Genomic DNA, 18866 nt, shown 5'->3' with positions numbered 1-18866 from the left:
GCGGATTCCTTCCTGCAGGGGCTTCTCCACCGCTCCGCGGCGTCACGGCCTGACACGTACGCTCCGGTCGATGTTATTCCGGTTGCGGTCGCCGATACAATCTCGCTTGTCAAACTCAATATCGCGAGTCGCGGAAGAGCGTCCAATTCGCTCGGACTCGAAAATTCGCAAACCGGCGGATTCCGTGATTCTTCGATCTACTCAAGTCGTGTGGCTGCGAGATGTAGGATCCAGACGATAGAGATGTAAGGAATCGGCTTCCGCTTGCAGCGTACAGCTTTAACAGGATCGCCATTCCCACTTAGCAGCTCACGTCCCGGACCCACCACGGCTGCAAGTACAACTTAGGACCCCGGCGGAGTCGACCCCGGCACGGCCGACCCTGGCGCAGGCGCGGGAGCTTGCGCCAAAACCGCCAGCGAAGTCCGCGGGAACGCGAACTTTTTCCCGAACTCGTCGATCACGTTCACCTGACAGGTGTACTGGCCGGGCGCAATCCCGGTGAGCGGCGTTTCGATGCGAACCGGCAGCACGCCATCGCCGCGCGCGCTGAGGCGGTACACACGCACGGGGCGGCTTTCGAACACCTTCTTCGATCCCTGATACAAACCGACCGTCGCCGCGATACTGGCGAACCGGTTGGCGGGATTCGCGGAAGAATTGTCGTTCGCCGCGCCGGCAGGTGAAGCCGGATCGTAAACCTCGAAGTAAACCGACAGGTTCTGGCCGGGCCGGAAAACGCGCGTCACGTTCGGGACCGTTTTCTGTCCGGTCGCCGGGTCGATCAAAGGATTCTGATCCAGCAGCTTTTTCTTGATATTGGCCCCGGCAATCTGCCGCTTCACCGGCTCGCGCTGATTACTCAGAATCACGGAGCTCATGCGCAGGGCGGCTCCCGAACCCAGGTCCGGAACCGTGAATCCGGTCTCGAAGGTTCCGGTCTTGCCCTCGCCATTCTCGCGCGCCACAAAGCGAAGCTTGTATTTGCCAGGCGCCAAAGTAAAGCCGGTATCGTATTGAATCTGCTTGCGGGTTACCTCGCTCGCGACCGTCTGATCGATCTTGATGGGGATGGTATCGCGCACCGCGGCAACGGCTTTGTTCTTCGCGTCTTCCACCTGGCCGATGAAATCCAGTTCCGTCGCGGCCTTCGATCCCTTGTTCTTAAACGCCAGCGCGGAACCCGGAATCTTCACCGACAACGGAACGAAGTACTTGCCCTTTGCCACGCGGAAGTAATCGACCTCAACCGCAAGCGGAAGATCGGTCACGGGATTATCGCTGGCCAATGCCCGCGCGAGCTGCGCTTCCTTATCCGCTTCGCGCATTTTGGCGAACGTCGTTGAGGCATAGTAGCCCTCGCGATAACTCAACTTGGCCTTGAGCACGGCGGCACGCGGAGCAAGCTTGACTTGAATGCGGCGATAGCGGCCATCTTCCGCGGTATTGGTGCTGTAGTATGCGAGCACGTAGTAGCTGTTGACGTCCTGTTGGACTTGGCGCAGTCCCAGGGTCAGATCGTTGGAATCGAGGAGCGCCTTGCCCCCGGTATCCGCGGCCAGCGTGTCGAGTGTTTCCTGCTGGTTGTAGAAGTTCTCACGCAGGGTTTGCTGACCGGCGCCGCTGTACAGGTTGCTTCCGACCGCCGCAGCCTGGGTCGCATCGCCTCCGGGAGCGCTGGCTGTCAAACCGCGCGCATCGACCGGGTAAAACGCAACATTCGATTGGACAGCCGTGTTGACAGTGGCGCGCAGCTGCGATTGATTATCGACGCCGGTCTTTTGGACGCCCGACGAAAAGTAGACCAGCGCTTTGCGTTCCGGGTAGGGGGCCAGCTTGCGCGCCGCGTCTTCCAGCGCCATCAGTTTCAGGTCGGTGTTGAAGATGTTGAACTCGGTTTCATCGGCCACGAACTGCCCGCTCTGATCTTGCGAGTCCGCGCCCTCATCCGCCTGGCCGACCAGTTCAGCGCCTTCACCGATATGCACCTTATGAAGCGTGGCCAGCAGTAGATCGCGGTCGTCGGTGAAATCGACTAACGTTTGCAGTGAACTGGAGTACATCATGATCGAAACCATGTCGCTCGCGGTCAACTGCGTGGAAATGAACTTCTCCGCTGCCTGAGTCGCCCGGATCTGTTCGGGCGTGTCCATGCTGGAGAAATCGAGGAAAATCACGATCAGCCGGCGATCCTGGTACTTGGTGAGGGCGGCAGCCGTGTCGACCGGCTGCGACTTGGGCCTCGGAGGCAGCGGCGCGTTGCGGGCAGCGAAACTCGTCGGCGGAAGCGGTTTGGTATTCAGCCGCTGCAGCTCGGCGGTCCGAATCTGCTGCGGCTTGCCGTCTTCAAATATCTGGAAATCGTCTTGGGTGAGGGTTTCGATGGGGCGGCCGTTTTTATCCGTCACAATGCAGTCGACGACCACGAGTTTTACCGTCGTGCTGAAGTTCGCGTCCTGCGGAAGAGCGGGTATTGCGAGGAGCGTGGAAATCAGAAGCGCTACGAATCGCCGGACCATTAGAATCTGAACCTCAATACAATCGACGCCTGGCGCATGCCGCTGGTAGCCAGCGGCGCTCCGTAGTTGATCGCGTTCACGACGGTATTAATGCTGGTGTAATTAACCTGGTTGAGCGCGTTGGTGGTTTCGAAGCGCAACTCGAGCCGGCGGCGCGACTCTCCGAACTGGAACGACCGGCCAAAAGATAAGTTTACGGAAATCAGATCCGGGCCCGGGATGGTGTTGCGCCCGGCATCGCCGAAAGTACCCGAGGCTGGAACCGCGAACGCCGCCAGATCGAAAAAGCCGGTCGAAGAAGTTACGGGAAGTCCGGTCGCCTCCGCGCGAGCGCTGCCCACGCCGTTTGTCTGCGCGAGTATTGCCTCGTTCCCAAGCGCGCGAGCGGTAAATGGAATCCCGGTCTCCGCGGTAAGGCTGCCGCTCAGCTGCCAGTCCTTTAGCAGCCGCGCAGTCCAACTATCGGGCGCGAAATGCGACCCCTGGCCGCCGATCGGCGAAGTCAAAACCCAACTTGCGGTCAGCACCTGACGCCGGTCGAAGCTGGATAGTCCGCGGTCGCCCTCGAGATCGAGCCAGTTCTCAGCCACGGTGTTACCGACGCCGCCGAACGTGGTGGAATCGTCAATCGACTTGGAATAAACGTAGTTTACGATCCATGACACGCCGCGCCGGAAGCGCTGCTGCACGCGGACCGTCAGACCGTTGTAGATCGAGTTGCCAACCGAGGTGTCGTAAATGAACCCAACCGCGTCACCCAACTGAGTACGCTGCGCGGCAGTCAGGTTGGCGGACGGCCCTTCGTTCGGTTCGGTCTCGACATCCAGGTGGGTACCTTTGGTGCCAAGGTAGTTTACTTCGGAAACGATCCCGTGCCAGAGGTCGCGCTGGATAGAAAACGTCCAGGTCTGCGCATACGGAACTTTGTAGCTCTTCGCAATGGCGTAAGTGTTCGTAATATCGGACGGTGAAGTGTTCACGAAACCTTGAGCTAGAGTAAGGACGTCTTCCGGACTGGTGTTGACTGAATCCGAAACCGCGAACGGAGGTTGCTCGGCCAACCGCGACGTGATCGGTTGATAAGCCTGGGTGTTGTAGTAGATGCCATACCCGGAGCGGACGAGCGTCGATTTCTTGAGATGGGGCACCTTCCACGCCAGACCGAAGCGCGGAGAAAAATTGTGATACTGCGGATTTACCAGACCCGACGGGAACACACCGGAGTAAGGTCCGGTTTCACCGGGAGTAACCACCGCAACCGCCGAGTCGTTCGGGGCGACATCCAAATTGGCGATCTGGTTGTACTTCTCGGAGAAGGGCGAGAAGTACTCATAGCGGAGTCCGACATTGAAAGTAAGACCGGAGAGCGCCTTCCAATCATCATTCACGTAACCGGTTAGAACATTCTGTGAGAAGTAAGTGCTGGCATCGCCGTAGCGAATGGAACTGGACTGCGGAAGCCCGAGAAGGAAATCCGCGAAGTCGTAACCCGTGTTCGCTACCGGCAGTCCATCCGCGCCGATTTCGCTGGTGGAAATGCCGGTAAAGTTAAAGGTACCGCGCCCGTTCTGATCGGTGATGGTCGAAAGATCATTACGCGCGTAGATAAACCCGAGTCTTACGGAGTGCTTTCCGCGGACGATGAGGAAGTTGTCGTTCCCGGTTTGAGCTTGATTCCGCGTGAGAATCGGAGCCGAGTCGGACAGCGACGCGAAGTTGGTGAAGTTTAAGTTAGGAGGTCCGTAGTTTACGGGACTCGTGGAAGTTCCCGCAATCCCGAGTTCCGCGGCGACATCCGGACCGTTCGCGAAGTAAGGAGTCGTCTCATTGCGATTGCGATTGAAAGTAACCTGTGCCGTATTGATCAGCGTCGGGCTGAAGTTATGCGTCCACGATAAGTCGGTAGCTAACCCATAGCCGCTGGTAAGATCGGTAAACCCAAACGCCTGCACGGTCTGGCCATTCCGGTCCTGGTAGCTCAGGTGGTAAGCCAGCCGGTCCTTCGATGTAATGTTGCGCTGGATGCGTCCATTCACGTTATCGCTGTTCGCATTCACGGCGGAGTCATAGAAATAGTTATTGACTAAGCCGGGTGCGTTCGGCAGCGGAATGTATTGGAGCAAGCCCTGCGCGATCGGGCTAATCATCGAGGCGGGAATCACGCTGTTGGGGATCGGAGTTGTCGTTCCCGGATAGAAAAGCTGAACGGGCGCAGTCTGATTGGCGCCCGCGGACTGCACCGCTTGCGAGAAGTTACCCTGACGTTCTTCCTCCGTGGGAACGGTCGAGAAGTTCACTTGCGGGTTCTTGGCGCGGGTCCCGTAATAGCTGATCGAGAAGAAAGTACTCGGGTCTTTGATGATCTTCGGGATGGTCAACGGGCCCGCCGCGAGAAAGCCATAACGGACTTGTGCGTAGGCGGGCTGCGGGACGTCGGAACCGCTAATCGAGAACGGTTTCGCATCCAGCACCGAGTTATTGAGAGTGCCGAAGATCAGACCGTGAATCTGCGCGGGACGACGCCGGTTGCCAAATTGCGCAGGACCGCGATTCCCGCCGCGCTGCCAGTTGCCGCCGCCCGGTCCGCCACCACCGCCGCCGCGGCCGCCGCCTCCGAAGCCCCCGCCTCCACCGCCGAACCCACCTCCGCCGCCCCCGCCCCCAAAGCCGCCTCCACCGGACTGACTGAAGCCCGGAGCCGTGCCTCCCGGACCCGTTTCTCCCGCGCCACCCGGCCCACCCAGCCCGCCCGGACCGGCCCCCGGGGGCGGACCGAATCCGCTGTCCGGCGCAGCGTTCTGCGCCAAGCCTCCGCTCAGACTGCCCGACACCAGAAACGACTCATTACTGCTGGTCGGCGCGGGGTTGGTTACAGGTGGCGCCGTGGCGGTCGCAATCTCATTTTCCAGCTGCGTGGCGTTGGGGTCCGTCTGCGTGCCGCGCGAACCGAACTGGCCCATGCGCCGCGCCATCTGCGATTGCGCGAGCTGCAGATTGAATTCGAGATCGGGTCCGACCGGGCCGAAAACGGCAGGCTTCTGTGCCGTTTCGAAGCCGAACATCTGAACTTCCACCGTACCCTTGCCGCCCGGTACCGAATCGAAGCCGAAGCGGCCGTCCGGCCCGGTAACGGTCGAATACGTCTTTCCGTCTTCGGTCGCGGTGACGGTCGCGCCCGGAATCGGCTGGTTTCCGGAGCGCACCACGCCGGATTGACACCAGGCGACACCGGTGGCCAGGCAAAGGAGGAGAAGAACTCGCGGCAAAACAGAATGATGGTTTTGGGGCCGCTCTCGTTACCCCGTGCCACGACCGATAATCGGAAGCGTGACGCACGACACAACCCGGAACGCAATCACGCCCGCGGGAATCGAAGCCACGGCCCATCTCATTCACCCGTGGATCCGGCGAACCCCGGTGCTGGATGCCGATGGGGCGGATTTCGGGCTGGCGCCCTTACGTCTTGCGTTCAAGCTGGAGCTGATGCAGCATGCCGGATCATTCAAGACGCGGGGCGCATTTGCGAACCTGCTTGCCCGGAACGCTCCGCCCGCGGGAGTTGTGGCGGCATCCGGCGGAAATCACGGAGTTGCCGTCGCGTATGCGGCGAACAAGGTTGGGGTACCCGCGACCGTCTTCGTGCCGAGTGTCGCTTCGACGGCGAAGATCGAACGCATCCGAAGCTATGGCGCCCAGCTTATCATCGGCGGCGAACGGTATGCCGACGCGCTGGCGGCGAGCGAAGCGTGGGTCGCGGAGTCGGGCGCTCTGGCGATCCATGCGTTCGATCAGCCGGATACGCTGCTGGGCCAAGGCACGCTGGGCCGGGAGTGGGAGCAGCAAAGTCCGGAGCTCGATACGCTACTGGTCGCCGTGGGCGGCGGGGGATTGATCGCGGGGATCGCCGCCTGGTATCGCGGCCGGGTTCGCATCGTGGCGGTGGAGCCGGAGAGCGCGCCGACGCTCGAACGGGCGTTCGCGGAGGGCCGGCCGGTGGATGCGCCCGCGGGCGGGGTCGCGGCCGATTCGCTCGCTCCGAAACGCGTCGGAGAACTGGTCTATCCCATTGCCCGAGAGTTCGTGGAGCGCGTGGTGCTTGTGCCGGACGCGGCGATCTTAGACTCCCAGCGCGCGTTGTGGAACGTGCTGCGCGTCGCGACCGAACCGGGCGGTGCCGCGGCGTTTGCGGCCTTGATGACGGGCGGTTACCAGGCATCGCCCGGCGAGCGGGTGGGCGTGTTACTTTGCGGAGGAAATACGACGGCGGTGAATTTCGGCTGACTTAATGGCCCGCGGCTCCTGATGAAGTCTCGCGCGCTAGCTTCCATGGCCGGACGCTTCACGGCGTTAGCCGTTTCGGGCAAAGCCGTAATTTCTACGGAAATATCTTCTTGGTCTTCTCCACCTCCTTCGGCGGGTCGGCGACCGATCTAATCAAGAAACGACCCTGTCGTGTTCTCGTCCGGCAGCCGGTGTTACCGGCGGAGTTACTCCGAGCGCGACGCCGCTGAAGGTTCCAGGTTCGCTTAGTTTCGGCACTTATCTTAGATATCATGCCCTATACCCGGATCAGAATGCACGCGGCGTTATCGATGCAGCGAGGCCACATATCATAGAGTTTGCGCTGTCTGTTATTCGCCATTGCCGCCGCTCATATTCTCACGGCCGATCCTTTCCAGGACACGGCCGATCCTTTCCAGGACACGTCCGAACCGGCGCCCTATACCTTCGGTACAAGCGTCGTTGATTCGGCGGGTCTGCAGGGGCGCATTTACGATCTGCCGGCGAATACTTCGAAGCTTCCCGACTTTCGACGACTCACTCCGGTAGGTACGATATATACAAGTTCGCTGAATGTATGGCCGCAGAGCTTCACGCAAGGTTTCCCGGGAATCACGGATCGATATGAGTGGTTCGGCATTGAATATACCGGGAAAATCTATGTCGAGAAGCCGGGCACTTACCGGTTCAGTATATTGTCCGACGACGGCGCCCGGCTAAGACTGAATAACAAGACCGTACTTAGTAATGACGGCCAGCATGGGCCGACAGCGGTGAGCTCCGGCGCGACGCTGACGCGCGGGGTGTATGAGATCGCGGTCGAGTATTTCCAGGGCCCGCGTTTCTCCGTGGCCCTTGTGCTGGGGGTTGCCGCGCCTGGGGAGCCGTGGCGCATATTCGATATGCACGACTTCCGGCCGCCGAACGATATGGAGAAATGGTCTAAGGGCAAGGTGTCGGCGATTCAAGATCCGGGCAGGAAATAGCCGCCCGTTTCATTCTGCAACAGCGGAGTACTAGTTCTAAGGTCCAGTACTAAAGCCGTTCTGAATTCAGAACATTGTTCTGAAATCAGAACAAAACTTGTTAACCTGCATTCATAGCCGATTCGGCAGATCTACCGACGCGGCCCTAAGACAAACTAATGAAGAGTATACAAGCACTAGCATTGCTATGTGGCGCCGCGGCGTGTGCCTCTGCCTCGGACCTCGGAGTGGCGGAGGGCTACAACGTTTTCACATTTGGAAATTTCTCGGGGAATGCGGATTCGCAGGGCCGCGTTGCCGTGGGTGGAAACGCTACATTGACAAACTTCGGGATTGGTAACGACCTAGGGTCCTCCAGTTCCCTATATCCTTACAGCCTTGTAGTTGGCGGCAACCTCACTTATCAAAACGGGCAAACGGACTTCGGCGGCATCGCGGTGGGTGGCAACGCGACGTTGACGAGTGTCACGTCGGGCGGCAACATGAACGTCGGCGGTACTCTCAACACGACGGGTGGTCAGATTGACGGTATGGTCGCGGCGACGTCGTGGATCAATCAGAATACGGGTGGACCGAGTGGAATTTCAGGCTCTCCAGCAGCCATCAGCAGCATCGTCGATTTCGCCGGCTTCCAGAGCACCATCGACAATGAATCGACCTCTTGGGGCGCCCTGGCACAGACCGGGACCGCGACTCTATCCTACGGGACTCTAACCTTATCGGGAACCAATAGCGGACTGAATGTTTTCGACATCACGACAGCCCAGTTAGCGGCGGCGACGGGCGGCTTTGTTATCGATGCGCCGGCGGGCTCGACGGTACTGATCAATGTTGACGGCGGGTCGGGTACCTTTCCGAACACAGGTTACTCGGTAAATGGCGTTTCTTATCAGAACGTTCTGTTTAACTTCACCGATGCAACTTCGCTGACCGGGTCGGGCGGCTTGTATGGAAGTATCCTGGCGCCGGATGCCGCGTTCACGTTTAATAACGGGCAGATCAACGGGACAGTGATTGCGCTTTCGATGAGTGGCACGGGCGAGACGCACTATGCGCCATTTTCGGGAAATCTTCCCGGCGTGAATGCCGTTCCGGAGCCCGGGTCACTGACGCTGCTGTCGAGCGGGGCTGCGTTGATGGCTGGAGCTGCGTTCTTAGGCCGACTGCGGAAGAAGAGCACGCAGGCATAGGTTGGCTGTTCTGGGGGACATCCTAAACGTCCCCCAACTCTCTGTCGGGACCGTCCGAATGGGTGAGTTGAATCTGGCGAATGATCCCGCTGTCGTGGAACTGGAATGCGCGACGGGCGTATCCACGACGGGCGTATCCACGCGGATGGCGGAAGGGACGATGGTCCCCTCGAACAGTCCGAAGGCGGCCACGGTGTCATCGCTCGATACGAAGTCTTTGACTTTGGCGACGAGACCGGGGATAACTCCACCCTTGATTGCGGCCAAATCCAACTCCAGCAACACCTCAGCGGGTATGCATTCAGCCGCGAAGCTAACCGCCGTGGAGCCTAAAGAATTCGGGTGGTTTGGCCGATCTAGCAAATAATGGAATCGTCAACGGTTTTTGCCGCGATGCGTCAATTGCGAGTCACTACCGAACAAATTGAACGTGCGCAGGGGACCGCAGAGATGGAGCGGGCGATCGCGGAACGGGCGGATGCCGTGCAGCGGGTGTCCACGATGGTTACCCGGAGCACGAAGGGGTTCACAACGGCCGATCTAACGGAATTACGGCAGCTCTATATCCGCGGCGCGGCGGTTCTGACCGGTCTGGAACGGTCGCGCCGGGACTGTTGCGCAGGCGGCGCGAGGCTGGACGGAATGCAGCACGTTTTGAATTCTTTCCGGCTGAGCAGTTAGACGGCGCGGGCTTGCATCTCCCTGATAAAATTGATTGTGAATCGGCGTAGGTTCCTTCGCATTCCGCTGCTTGCCGCTCCGCTCGCCGCCCTTCCGGTAGGGGCGTACGCGCATTATTTGGAGCCGGAGTGGTTGGAGGTCGACCGCCAACCGGTGCGGCTTCCCGGTATCAAGACAGCCGGAATCCAGCTGGGTAAGACGATCCGAATCGCACAGCTCTCGGACTTCCACTCCTCCGATGTGGTGCCGAATGCCCTGATCGAGCGCTCCATCGACGTCGCGCTGGCGCAAAAGCCCGATGTGGTCTGCCTCACGGGCGACTTCATCACGCACGAGAAGAAATGGTTCCCGGATTGGTACGTGCCGGTGCTGCAGCGGGTGCAAGCTCAGGCGCTTTGCGTCGCAGTGCTCGGAAATCATGACCTCGGTTGGGCCAGCGAACCGAGCCAGAAGCACGGTGTGCTCGTGAGCGCTATCGAACTGCTGCAGGCGGCCAACATTCCGCTGCTGCAGAATCGATGGATGGAATTGACCGTTCGAGGGCAACGCCTGCGGATTGTCGGGACGGGCGATCTGTGGTCCGGCTGGTGCGCGCCGGAACTGGCGTTCCAGGGTATCCCGCAAGATGATGTGCCGCAGGTTGTGTTGACGCATAATCCGGATGCAAAAGAACTGATGGCGGATTTCCGCTGGGATCTGATGCTCGCGGGTCACACGCATGGGGGCCAGGTCGTGATGCCCGTGCTCGATTTTTCGCCCGCTCCGGTCAAGGATAAGCGCTACATCAAAGGCCTGAAACCGTGGAACGACCGGCAGATTTATGTCAGCGCGGGTGTCGGGAATCTCGATGGCGTGCGTTTTAACTGCCGGCCGCAGGTGAGTGTCCTCGACCTGCACGGTTGAGACTGGTGTTGAGCCGGGTGTTGAGACTGGTGTTTAGCCGGGTGTTGAGCCGCGTCTTGCCACACTGTTGAGATAATCAAAGTATCACCCCTCAAAACAGTCTGGAAGAGTCAATTTCCATACGCGGAGCACGCGTACACAACCTAAAGAACGTCTCGGTCGATATCCCGCACAACAAGATCACGGTGATCACCGGCGTCTCGGGTTCCGGGAAAAGCTCGCTCGCTTTTGACACTATCTACGCGGAAGGGCAGCGGCGCTACGTGGAGTCGCTCTCAGCGTATGCGCGCCAATTTCTGGAGCGCATGGAGAAGCCGGATGTCGACGATATCGATGGCATTGCTCCGGCGATCGCGATTCGTCAGAAGACAACCACGCGGAATCCGCGGTCGACGGTGGCGACTTCGACCGAGTGTTACGACTTCCTGCGGCTCTTGTTTGCGCGAATCGGCCGCACATTTTGTTTTAATTGCGGACGGCAAGTGCAGCGCGACACCGTGGACCGGGTTGCGGAGCAGATGCTGGCGCAGCCGGATCGCTCGCGCTGGTATGTATTATTCCCGGTGCCGTACGGCTCGAGCGAAGAAGAACGGAATGCGAAGCTCTTCGATCTCCGCCGGAAGGGGTTCGCGCGGTTATTCCAGAACGGGCGAACCTTCGAGTTTTCGACGCCGGAGTCGCTCCTGGAGGTCGACTTCACGCAGCCGCTGTTTGTGCTGGCGGACCGGCTGACGATCGGGCCGGATTTGCGGCAGCGGCTGGTCGATACGGTCGAGACCTGTTATCGGGAGTCGTCTGAGGTTGTGTTCGAAAACGCGGCGTCGGGCGAGCGGCTGCGGTTCAACGAGAAGTTCGCTTGCAAGTACTGCAATATCGAGTACCGCGAACCGGAGCCCATCCTGTTCAGCTTCAACAGTCCGGCGGGGGCGTGTCCGCGCTGCCAGGGATTTGGGAACACGATCGACTTCAGTATGGATCTGGCGATTCCGAACCGGTCGCTCTCATTGGACGAAGGCGCGGTTGAGCCCTGGACGAAGCCGAAGGGCAAAGAGTGGCGAACGGCTTTCGCGAAGAAAGCGCGGCAGAAAGTTCGGATGAACGTGCCGTTTTGCGATCTGACCGAAGCCGAGCAGGAGACGGTATTCGCCGGCGTGCGCGAGTTCTTCGCCTTTCTGGAAACGAAGAAATACAAGCTGCACGTACGCGTGTTCCTGAGTAAGTATCGCGGGTATTCACGGTGTCCGGAGTGCCATGGGACCCGGTTGCGCAAAGAGGCGCTGTGGGTGCGCGTGGGCGATAAGAACATCGCGGACGTGCTGAAGCTGAACATCGCGTGCGCTTATGCGTTTATCCAGGCGCTGCAGCTCACGCCGGAGGAAAGCGCAATCGCCGACAAGGTGCTGGTAGAACTGCGGCAGCGGCTGCGGTTCCTGAACGACGTGGGGCTGGATTACATCACGCTGGACCGGATGTCGATGACGCTATCCGGCGGCGAAGCGCAGCGGATTCAGCTGGCGACGTGTCTGGGATCGCGGCTGGTCGGGTCCTGTTACGTGCTGGACGAGCCTTCGATCGGGCTGCACACGCGCGATACGGAGCGGTTGATCCACATCCTAAAGGAGCTGCGCGACCTCGGGAACACGATCGTGGTTGTCGAGCATGATCCCGAGGTGATGCGCGCGGCGGATTACATTGTCGATCTGGGCCCCGGCGCGGGTGAGCTGGGCGGCCATGTGATTTTCGCCGATTCTTACGCGAAACTGGCGGCGGACGGCGTGAGGTCGTTGACCGCGCGGTACTTGCGAGGCGAGATGACTGTGGCTACGGAGCGCGAGCCGAGGGAAATCCGGCGCGAGCGGATGCTGCGGTTTCACGGCGCGCGGCTGCACAACCTGAAGAACGTGGATGTCGAGATTCCGCTGAACGCGATGGTCGTGATCACAGGGGTGTCGGGGTCGGGCAAGAGCACCCTGGTTCACGATGTGATTTATCGGGCGCTGGCGCATCGCCAGGAGCCCGCCGGCGGGGAAGGTGAAGGCGAGGATGTCACGGAGCAGGTGCATAAGATGCATTGCCGCTCGGTGGAAAACGCGGGGATGATCAGCGAGGTGGTGATGATCGATCAGTCGCCGATCGGGCGCACGCCGCGATCGAATCCGGTGACTTACGTGAAGGCGTTCGACATTATCCGCGGATTGTTCGCGTCGACGAGAGATGCGGAGCGGCGGGGCTATACGGCGGGACATTTCTCGTTCAACGTACCGGGCGGGCGGTGCGAAGTGTGCCAGGGCGATGGGACGGTGTCCGTCGAGATGCAGTTTCTCGCCGACGTGGAGCTGGTGTGCGAGGAGTGCAAGGGGACGCGCTTTAAGAGCGGGATTCTGGAGATCCGGTACAAAGACAAGAACATTCACGAGGTTCTTGGCCTGACGGTGAGGGAGGCCGTGGACTTCTTCCGGGAAACCAAGCGGCTGGTGACGAAGCTCCAGCTGCTGTGCGATGTCGGGCTCGGTTATCTGCGGCTTGGGCAATCGGCGACGACGCTATCGGGCGGTGAAGCGCAGCGCGTGAAACTGGCGGCGCGGCTGGCAGATGCTTCGTCGGCGGGGACGCTGTTCCTGTTTGATGAACCGACCACCGGGCTGCATTTCGATGACATTTCGAAGCTGCTGACAGCGTTCGACCGGCTGGTGGAGCAGGGTGGCAGTTTGTTGATCATCGAGCATAATCTGGATGTCATTCGCGCAGCGGATTGGGTGATCGACATGGGTCCGGAAGGGGGCGAAGGCGGAGGCGAGGTCGTCGCGGTGGGCCGCCCCGAAGACATCGCCCGCGAGCCGCGGTCGCATACGGGACGCTACCTTTCCGGGTAGACTCTTTGTATGAGTTTCCGGGTATGAGCCTTTGGATCGCGCTTCTGTTGGCCGCGTTTCAGAACCCGGATTATGTCGATCAGGGGCGCAAAGCGCTGGATGCGAACCGGAACGACGAAGCGGCGGCGCTGTTTCAGAAAGCAGTGGCGGCCGATCCGAAGGACTACGCGGCGCACTTTCACCTGGCGCTGGCGGATAGCCTGCTGCATCGCGACGATGAGGCGATCGCGGAGTATCAGAAGACTTTAGAACTCAAACCGGGTCTGTATCAGGCGGAGCTGAATTTGGGCATTTTGTTCCTGCGGAATAAGCGCGACGCCGACGCGATTGCGCCTTTGATGGAAGCCGCGAAACAGAAACCCAGTGAGTTCCGTCCAAGCTACTACCTGGGGGATGCGTTGTTACGCACCGGTAAAGCGGCTGAAGCGGAAACGTATCTGGAAGCGGCGTTGAAAGTGAATCCAACGGCGGCGCCGGCGGAGCTTTCGTTAGCCCGCGCGCTGCTGCAGCAAGGGCGTCTGGCCGATGCGGAGCCCTGGTTCCGCAAGGCTGCCCTTCAGGATCCGACTTACAAGGATGCGCTGCTGGAACTCGCGGCGGCTGAGGAAAAGGCGGGCAATGCGGCGGTTGCCATCGAGTTATACAAACAGTTTCCGGAGAATGCGGGGGCGCAGGAGCGGCTCGGCGAACTGCTGATCGAAAGTAAACAGTTTGGGGACGCGATTCCGCGGCTGGAAAAGGCTGTGAACGATTCGCCGACGGCCGCCAACCGGCTGGCGCTGGCCACGGCATACGGGATCAACAAAGAACCCGGCAAACAGATGGAGCAACTCGCCAAGGCGGTGCAAGCCGAGCCGGGAAACTATGAACTCCGCATGATTTTCGGGCGTACGCTCCGGGATGCAAAGAAACCGCTGGATGCGGCGAATCAATTTGCGGCGGCGGCGAAGATCAAGCCGGATGCGGTGGATGCCTGGAATGAGTTAGCCGGGCAACTGATCCTGACGGATCGTCTGGCGGACGGGTTAGCCGCGTTGGATCATGTGAAGGCACTGGGACGCGAGTTACCGGGGGATGTGTATCTGCGGGCCATTACGCTCGATAAGTTACATCAGAAACCGCAGGCCGTGGCGAGTTACAAGCAGTTTCTGACGATGAGCGAAGGTAAGTTTCCGGATCAGGAATTTGCGGCGCGGCAGCGGATTCGGATTATTGAACAGGAGTTACACCGGTGATTCAGAAGTGGGTTGTTTTATTCGCCGCCGGGGCGAGTTTGTGGGCCACGGACTTGAAGACGGTCCAGAGCGAGCCTAACTTAGAGAAGCGCGCCAAGCTGGCGGTCGACTATGCCGGGGAAGAGTTCGTCGTGGCGCGGACGGCCTACGACAAAGGCGATACCGCGGCAACCGCGGAGGCGCTACAACAAGTGCAGGCGGCAGTCGAGATGGCGCGGGATGCATTGGACGAATCCGGGAAGAACCCGCGCCGCCATGCGCGGCCGTTCAAGACGGTAGAGACCGCGACTCACGAGTTGCTGCGGAGACTGGAAGGGCTGCAGAACGCAATGGACTATGAGGACCGCAAGATGATCGAAGGTCCGCTGGCAAAGGTGCAGGAGATTCACGACCAATGGGTAACTCAGATCATAACCGGAAAGTGACGATGCGGGTAGTATTCGTTGCCGCGTTGGTTGTGGCCGGCATAACGCCAATCTGGGCGCAGCGCGACTTTTTGACCGCGGACGAGACGGATCAGATTCGTGAAGCGCAGGATCCGAATCTACGGGTTCAGCTCTATGTCAAGTTCGCGCGCCAGCGGATCGATCAAGTCGAACAGCTGTTAAGTAAGGAGAAGCCGGGCCGGTCCGCATTAGTGCATGACTTACTGGATGACTACGGCAAGATCATAGACGCTATCGATACGGTGACGGACGATGCGCTGAAGCGGAGTAAAGACGTATCGGTGGGCGTTGCCTCGCTGCAGCAGAGCGAGAAGAAGCTGTTGGATCAACTGGAGAAGCTCGCGGAGTTACACCCGAAGGACGAAGGCCGGTATGAGTTCGCGTTGAAGCAGGATATCGATACGACTAAGGATAGTCTGGAGACGGCCGGCGAGGATTTGGGTCATCGGGCGGGAGAGATCAAGGCGGCGGAGCGCAAGGAAGAGAAGCAACGCGAGGCGATGATGACGCCGGCGGAAGCTGCCGAGAAGAAGCAAGCCGATCAAAAGGAAGCGGCGCAGAAGAAGAAAGCGCCGTCGTTATATGGCGACGGAGAGAAGCCGCAGGATAGCGACCGGTCGCATGAGAATCCGCAGTAGTAATAATGTTATAGCGGGACGAAAGTGGTCGTCCCGTGTAGAACGATGTGGTCACGCATGGCAAGGGCAGCGTAATATTTAAGAGCCGCTCCGGGATGGCTGCTCCACTTACCCGTGTCGTAGCCGGTTGCGACATTATCGAGTTCAGAGTACAGCTCATCGCGCGAATCCTGCATCGTCTTGCCGGAGCCGAGAACGGATACTCCCGCCACGATTGCATCTCCGATCGGATCGAGCCCGAGGTGCGGCGCAATGACTGCTACTTTGATCGTAAAACCCAGCCACGCTTCTACTCCCGCAGTGATCGCGTCGGGACCCAAATTGCATCCGGTTCTGCAGGCAATCGAAACGACCGCTTTCCCGGTAGCGGGGACGAAATCAGAACTTATCGCCGTGCTGACGCCGGCAGTGAGCCAGGAGTGCTCATTCCCATGTCCGAAATAGCAGATGAGGTTCCCTGCGGATTTAAGAGCGGCTAGGATGTGCGCGCGATCGGCGGGTGAAAGGTCGTCCACGTCAGTAGCTCAGTCAGACGGCCAACTACTCTGGAGATGCCTTCGCGCCGGACTCCATGCTCCAGAACTTCGAGTACCGCCTCGCCATCTTCGCTCTCCCGTTCGACAGCGGAAACGATCTCCCACGGCGTCAGGATCTTGCCGCCACCGATAAATCCGAGTACCGGTTGATTGCGTTCAGTCTTCGCCCAAATGCGGAGGGCCGCTATCAGTTGCGATTTTTCATCGGGCGACAGCATGATCTCAGATTATCAGGAACTACTCAAAAGAGTCCGCGTTTTGCCAGAACTCCCACGCTTGGATCGGACCACGAATGGTCGCGAACTCTCAAGCCGGAACATGCGATTGAAGACGGCTGAGAAACGATCGATTGGATGAGTTGTTGGTTCGCCGCGGCGATTGAAGCGCCCGCGGTAAGTTTCATCTCTACGGGCGCGGCCGGATCGAATGTACCACTTAGATTCACAGCAACGTTGGTGTTCGCTGAGTTGGATGCAATCAAAGTGCATCGGTCGGCGGTCGCCAGAGAAGTAATCAGACACCAATCCGGCTTCCAAACACCCCAGTGATGTGAGTCCAGTATCGCCCGGCGAAAGCGGTCGAGATCGTCCAGAGTACGAATCTGCCGATCAACCAACGCCAGCAACCACGAATTGGCCGAGCTGAACGCGATGTCGAACCCCGCACTTACACTGGGCAATTCCGGGAATAGTGTTGAAGCGGTTCCTTGCGCACGGAATTGGACAGAGACACTTTTGCCGGATTGCTGGAAGAGATCGACGCCAGCCGACTGCGGCGGACGGATCCTTCCTTCGAGGTAAAGCTACCATCTTTTCGGCTCACGCTGACGATGTCGCCTATTCTCAAGTTCAACCCGAAGGGGAGTATCAGGCGCAAGTCCGTATCGTTCTGAATGGACTTGATCAGGCTCCAACTCATTTGGTCCTCCTACGCGGGCTTTCGATCGCTGCGCCTGAGTATTATACCGCCGGAAAGTAAGTGAAGTTTGCTGCTTCGCGCAGTTATGCAAAGCCCTGCCAGTCCCGCGGCGCGGCGACGATGTTGGTCGAAGTAATCCCGCGCAACTCCTGTTCTAGTAGAGGCGACGCGCGTTTGCCGTCCCATCGCCATAGCTCATAGCCCAAATCACGGAACGCGCCTAACACATCAGCTGCCTGGTGGCCCTGTTGCGCGTAGTTATCACTTGAGTATTCAAAGATCCAGAAGGGTCGCGCGAGTAGCCCGGTGGCGCCGTGAAGCACGTCCAGTTCCGCGCCTTCGACATCCACTTTCACCAGATCGATCGGCCGGCTTGCCACGCGCCAGTAAGTATCGAGGCGCATGGCGGGCACCTTGATCGTCTCCTTATCGCCCTCGGTGTTTTCCGCAAGGATCGAACTCAACGTGGGTTGTTCATCAATCCGAAATTCGACGGTCGTGTCCGCATCGTAGAGTGCCGCGCGGTTCAGCCGCACGTTGGTATAGCCGTCCAGCTTGACGCTCTGCCGCAGGATGTCGAACGTCTCGGGCGCCGGTTCAAACGCATGCACTTGGCCGCTCGGACCCACCAGCCGCGCCGCCCGCACCGTGTACTCTCCCACATGCGCGCCGGCGTCGACGAACACCATCCCCGGCTTCAGAAACCGGTCGAGAAACGAGCTTGTCTCCGGCTCGGAAGCGCCCTGGTAATAGATCAGCGCGCCCGATCCGCTCTTATGCGTAACGATGCGCGAGCCGTCGTCCATGCGGACGATCCACGGCTTCTTCGAAAAGCGCCAGCGAACGCGCCACCACAGCCGTTTCGCGATGGCCCGAACCGGTCCCTGTTGAAAGTCGCGGCGGTCAAGAAGCTGCTTCAATCCAGGCACGTTCTCGCCTGAAGTTAGCACAAGAACCGGCTTCGCGCCGTCTGGTCATCCTGTTACGGGATGCTCACCTCTTGATCGTTTGCACGCTGCCTAACTTCGATCTCGATGCCGCCCACCTTGGATGCGGCCACGTTGTATATCCAAGCTCCGATGAGCGCGATGAGGAATCCGACCAGGCCGTAGAAGATCGGAAAAACCAAGATGGCCGCGATCGCGATAAGTCCACCGCCAAGGGGCGACACGGAGTTGGGAAAGCCTGTCCGAGTGCCCAAGACAGTCATCTCGAGTAAAGCGACAACGGTCAATACGGCTCCGGCCAGAAGCCCGAGAGCGGCGTAGATCACGCCTGCGATTTTTGCGCAAGATACTGGTCCGATTCTGTTGATCGTCATATCGTTGCAATACTACAGCACTGACGGAAAACTTTCGCCTACCGGCCGGCTCCCCCTTGGTTAACTTACCGAGAGAAGGACGGCCACGCTCCTCTCGGATACAATCGTCGGCATTGCCCGAACGATTAAGTATCAATGGATCGCTGAGGCGCCAAAGGACTTCGTCTATCTTCCCCGGCGATCGAGCGGCAACGCCCGGGAGTTGGCGGGTCCGCTTCGCGACGTCGTTTGAAACGGGATACCTATCAACCTATCTTCGATTCTGCGAACTTATGACGACTACTATTAGAACCGCGCGATGTAAGCGCCGACTAATCATAGCTACAATTACCTGCGATA

Annotated in this window: 17 protein-coding genes; 9 read left to right on the top strand and 8 right to left on the bottom strand. The window is 59.5% G+C overall.

What is annotated here, in order from left to right; translation table 11 throughout:
• Positions 1-344 precede the first annotated feature (344 nt).
• Both H1Y01_RS18750 and H1Y01_RS18745 read right to left on the bottom strand, forming a co-directional pair.
• Positions 345-2519, bottom strand: coding sequence for a VWA domain-containing protein (locus H1Y01_RS18750; RefSeq protein WP_180542273.1), 2175 nt, complete (start codon positions 2517-2519; stop codon positions 345-347).
• Positions 2519-5785, bottom strand: coding sequence for a carboxypeptidase regulatory-like domain-containing protein (locus H1Y01_RS18745; protein WP_180542271.1), 3267 nt, complete (start codon positions 5783-5785; stop codon positions 2519-2521). The genes H1Y01_RS18750 and H1Y01_RS18745 overlap by 1 nt, the downstream gene beginning before the upstream one ends.
• 61 nt (positions 5786-5846) lie before the next feature.
• Here H1Y01_RS18745 and H1Y01_RS18740 point away from each other — a divergent pair, with 61 nt between their 5' ends.
• From H1Y01_RS18740 to H1Y01_RS18730, 3 genes are all read left to right on the top strand, one after another.
• Positions 5847-6800, top strand: a complete 954-nt coding sequence (locus H1Y01_RS18740) for a threonine/serine dehydratase (protein ID WP_219341689.1) — start codon at positions 5847-5849, stop codon at positions 6798-6800.
• 338 nt (positions 6801-7138) lie between these two features.
• A complete protein-coding gene (locus tag H1Y01_RS18735) occupies positions 7139-7786 on the top strand; it encodes a PA14 domain-containing protein (RefSeq protein ID WP_219341688.1) in 648 nt (215 codons plus the stop codon).
• A gap of 158 nt (positions 7787-7944) precedes the next feature.
• On the top strand, positions 7945-8976 hold the full coding sequence (locus H1Y01_RS18730; RefSeq protein WP_180542270.1) for a choice-of-anchor A family protein: 1032 nt from the start codon (positions 7945-7947) through the stop codon (positions 8974-8976).
• Here the strand turns inward: H1Y01_RS18730 and H1Y01_RS18725 are convergent.
• Positions 8941-9339, bottom strand: a complete 399-nt coding sequence (locus H1Y01_RS18725; RefSeq protein WP_180542269.1) for a hypothetical protein — start codon at positions 9337-9339, stop codon at positions 8941-8943. The two genes, H1Y01_RS18730 and H1Y01_RS18725, sit on opposite strands and share 36 nt — an antisense overlap.
• A gap of 3 nt (positions 9340-9342) precedes the next feature.
• Between H1Y01_RS18725 and H1Y01_RS18720 the strand changes: the two genes are divergently transcribed.
• The 6 genes from H1Y01_RS18720 to H1Y01_RS18695 all read left to right on the top strand — a co-directional run bounded on the left by H1Y01_RS18720 (position 9343) and on the right by H1Y01_RS18695 (position 15752).
• Positions 9343-9657, top strand: a complete 315-nt coding sequence (locus tag H1Y01_RS18720; protein ID WP_180542268.1) for a hypothetical protein — start codon at positions 9343-9345, stop codon at positions 9655-9657.
• Between the two features lie 36 nt (positions 9658-9693).
• The gene (yaeI, locus tag H1Y01_RS18715; RefSeq protein ID WP_180542266.1) at positions 9694-10560 is read left to right on the top strand and encodes a phosphodiesterase YaeI; all 867 of its coding nucleotides are present in this window, start codon (positions 9694-9696) and stop codon (positions 10558-10560) included.
• A gap of 101 nt (positions 10561-10661) precedes the next feature.
• Complete coding sequence (uvrA, locus tag H1Y01_RS18710) at positions 10662-13433, top strand: excinuclease ABC subunit UvrA (protein ID WP_180542275.1); 2772 nt, start codon at positions 10662-10664, stop codon at positions 13431-13433.
• A 23-nt stretch (positions 13434-13456) separates the two neighbouring features.
• The gene (locus H1Y01_RS18705; RefSeq protein WP_180542264.1) at positions 13457-14668 is read left to right on the top strand and encodes a tetratricopeptide repeat protein; all 1212 of its coding nucleotides are present in this window, start codon (positions 13457-13459) and stop codon (positions 14666-14668) included.
• Entirely contained in the window at positions 14665-15093 is a 429-nt protein-coding gene (locus tag H1Y01_RS18700; RefSeq protein WP_180542262.1) for a hypothetical protein, read from the top strand. Before H1Y01_RS18705 ends, H1Y01_RS18700 begins: the two co-directional genes overlap by 4 nt.
• Positions 15094-15095: 2 nt before the next feature.
• Positions 15096-15752, top strand: a complete 657-nt coding sequence (locus H1Y01_RS18695; protein WP_219341687.1) for a hypothetical protein — start codon at positions 15096-15098, stop codon at positions 15750-15752.
• A gap of 8 nt (positions 15753-15760) precedes the next feature.
• On the opposite strand, the gene H1Y01_RS18690 is transcribed toward H1Y01_RS18695, so the two are convergent.
• The 5 genes from H1Y01_RS18690 to H1Y01_RS18670 all read right to left on the bottom strand — a co-directional run bounded on the left by H1Y01_RS18690 (position 15761) and on the right by H1Y01_RS18670 (position 18479).
• Positions 15761-16267, bottom strand: a complete 507-nt coding sequence (locus H1Y01_RS18690; protein WP_180542258.1) for a hypothetical protein — start codon at positions 16265-16267, stop codon at positions 15761-15763.
• Positions 16228-16506, bottom strand: coding sequence for a hypothetical protein (locus H1Y01_RS18685; RefSeq protein WP_180542256.1), 279 nt, complete (start codon positions 16504-16506; stop codon positions 16228-16230). Before H1Y01_RS18685 ends, H1Y01_RS18690 begins: the two co-directional genes overlap by 40 nt.
• Before the next feature lie 23 nt (positions 16507-16529).
• Complete coding sequence (locus H1Y01_RS18680; RefSeq protein WP_180542254.1) at positions 16530-16967, bottom strand: hypothetical protein; 438 nt, start codon at positions 16965-16967, stop codon at positions 16530-16532.
• A 322-nt stretch (positions 16968-17289) separates the two neighbouring features.
• Positions 17290-18126: an FkbM family methyltransferase gene (locus tag H1Y01_RS18675; RefSeq protein ID WP_180542252.1), complete on the bottom strand. Its 837-nt coding sequence runs from the start codon at positions 18124-18126 to the stop codon at positions 17290-17292.
• 62 nt (positions 18127-18188) lie between these two features.
• Entirely contained in the window at positions 18189-18479 is a 291-nt protein-coding gene (locus H1Y01_RS18670) for a hypothetical protein (protein ID WP_219341686.1), read from the bottom strand.
• Between the last annotated feature and the right edge of the window lie 387 nt (positions 18480-18866).

This window comes from Nevskia soli, from assembly GCF_903970205.1.
Lineage (GTDB): Bacteria > Acidobacteriota > Terriglobia > Bryobacterales > Bryobacteraceae > Bog-113.
The sequence above is the reverse complement of the archived record's forward strand: the minus strand, read 5'-3'. Positions and strand labels throughout refer to the sequence as shown.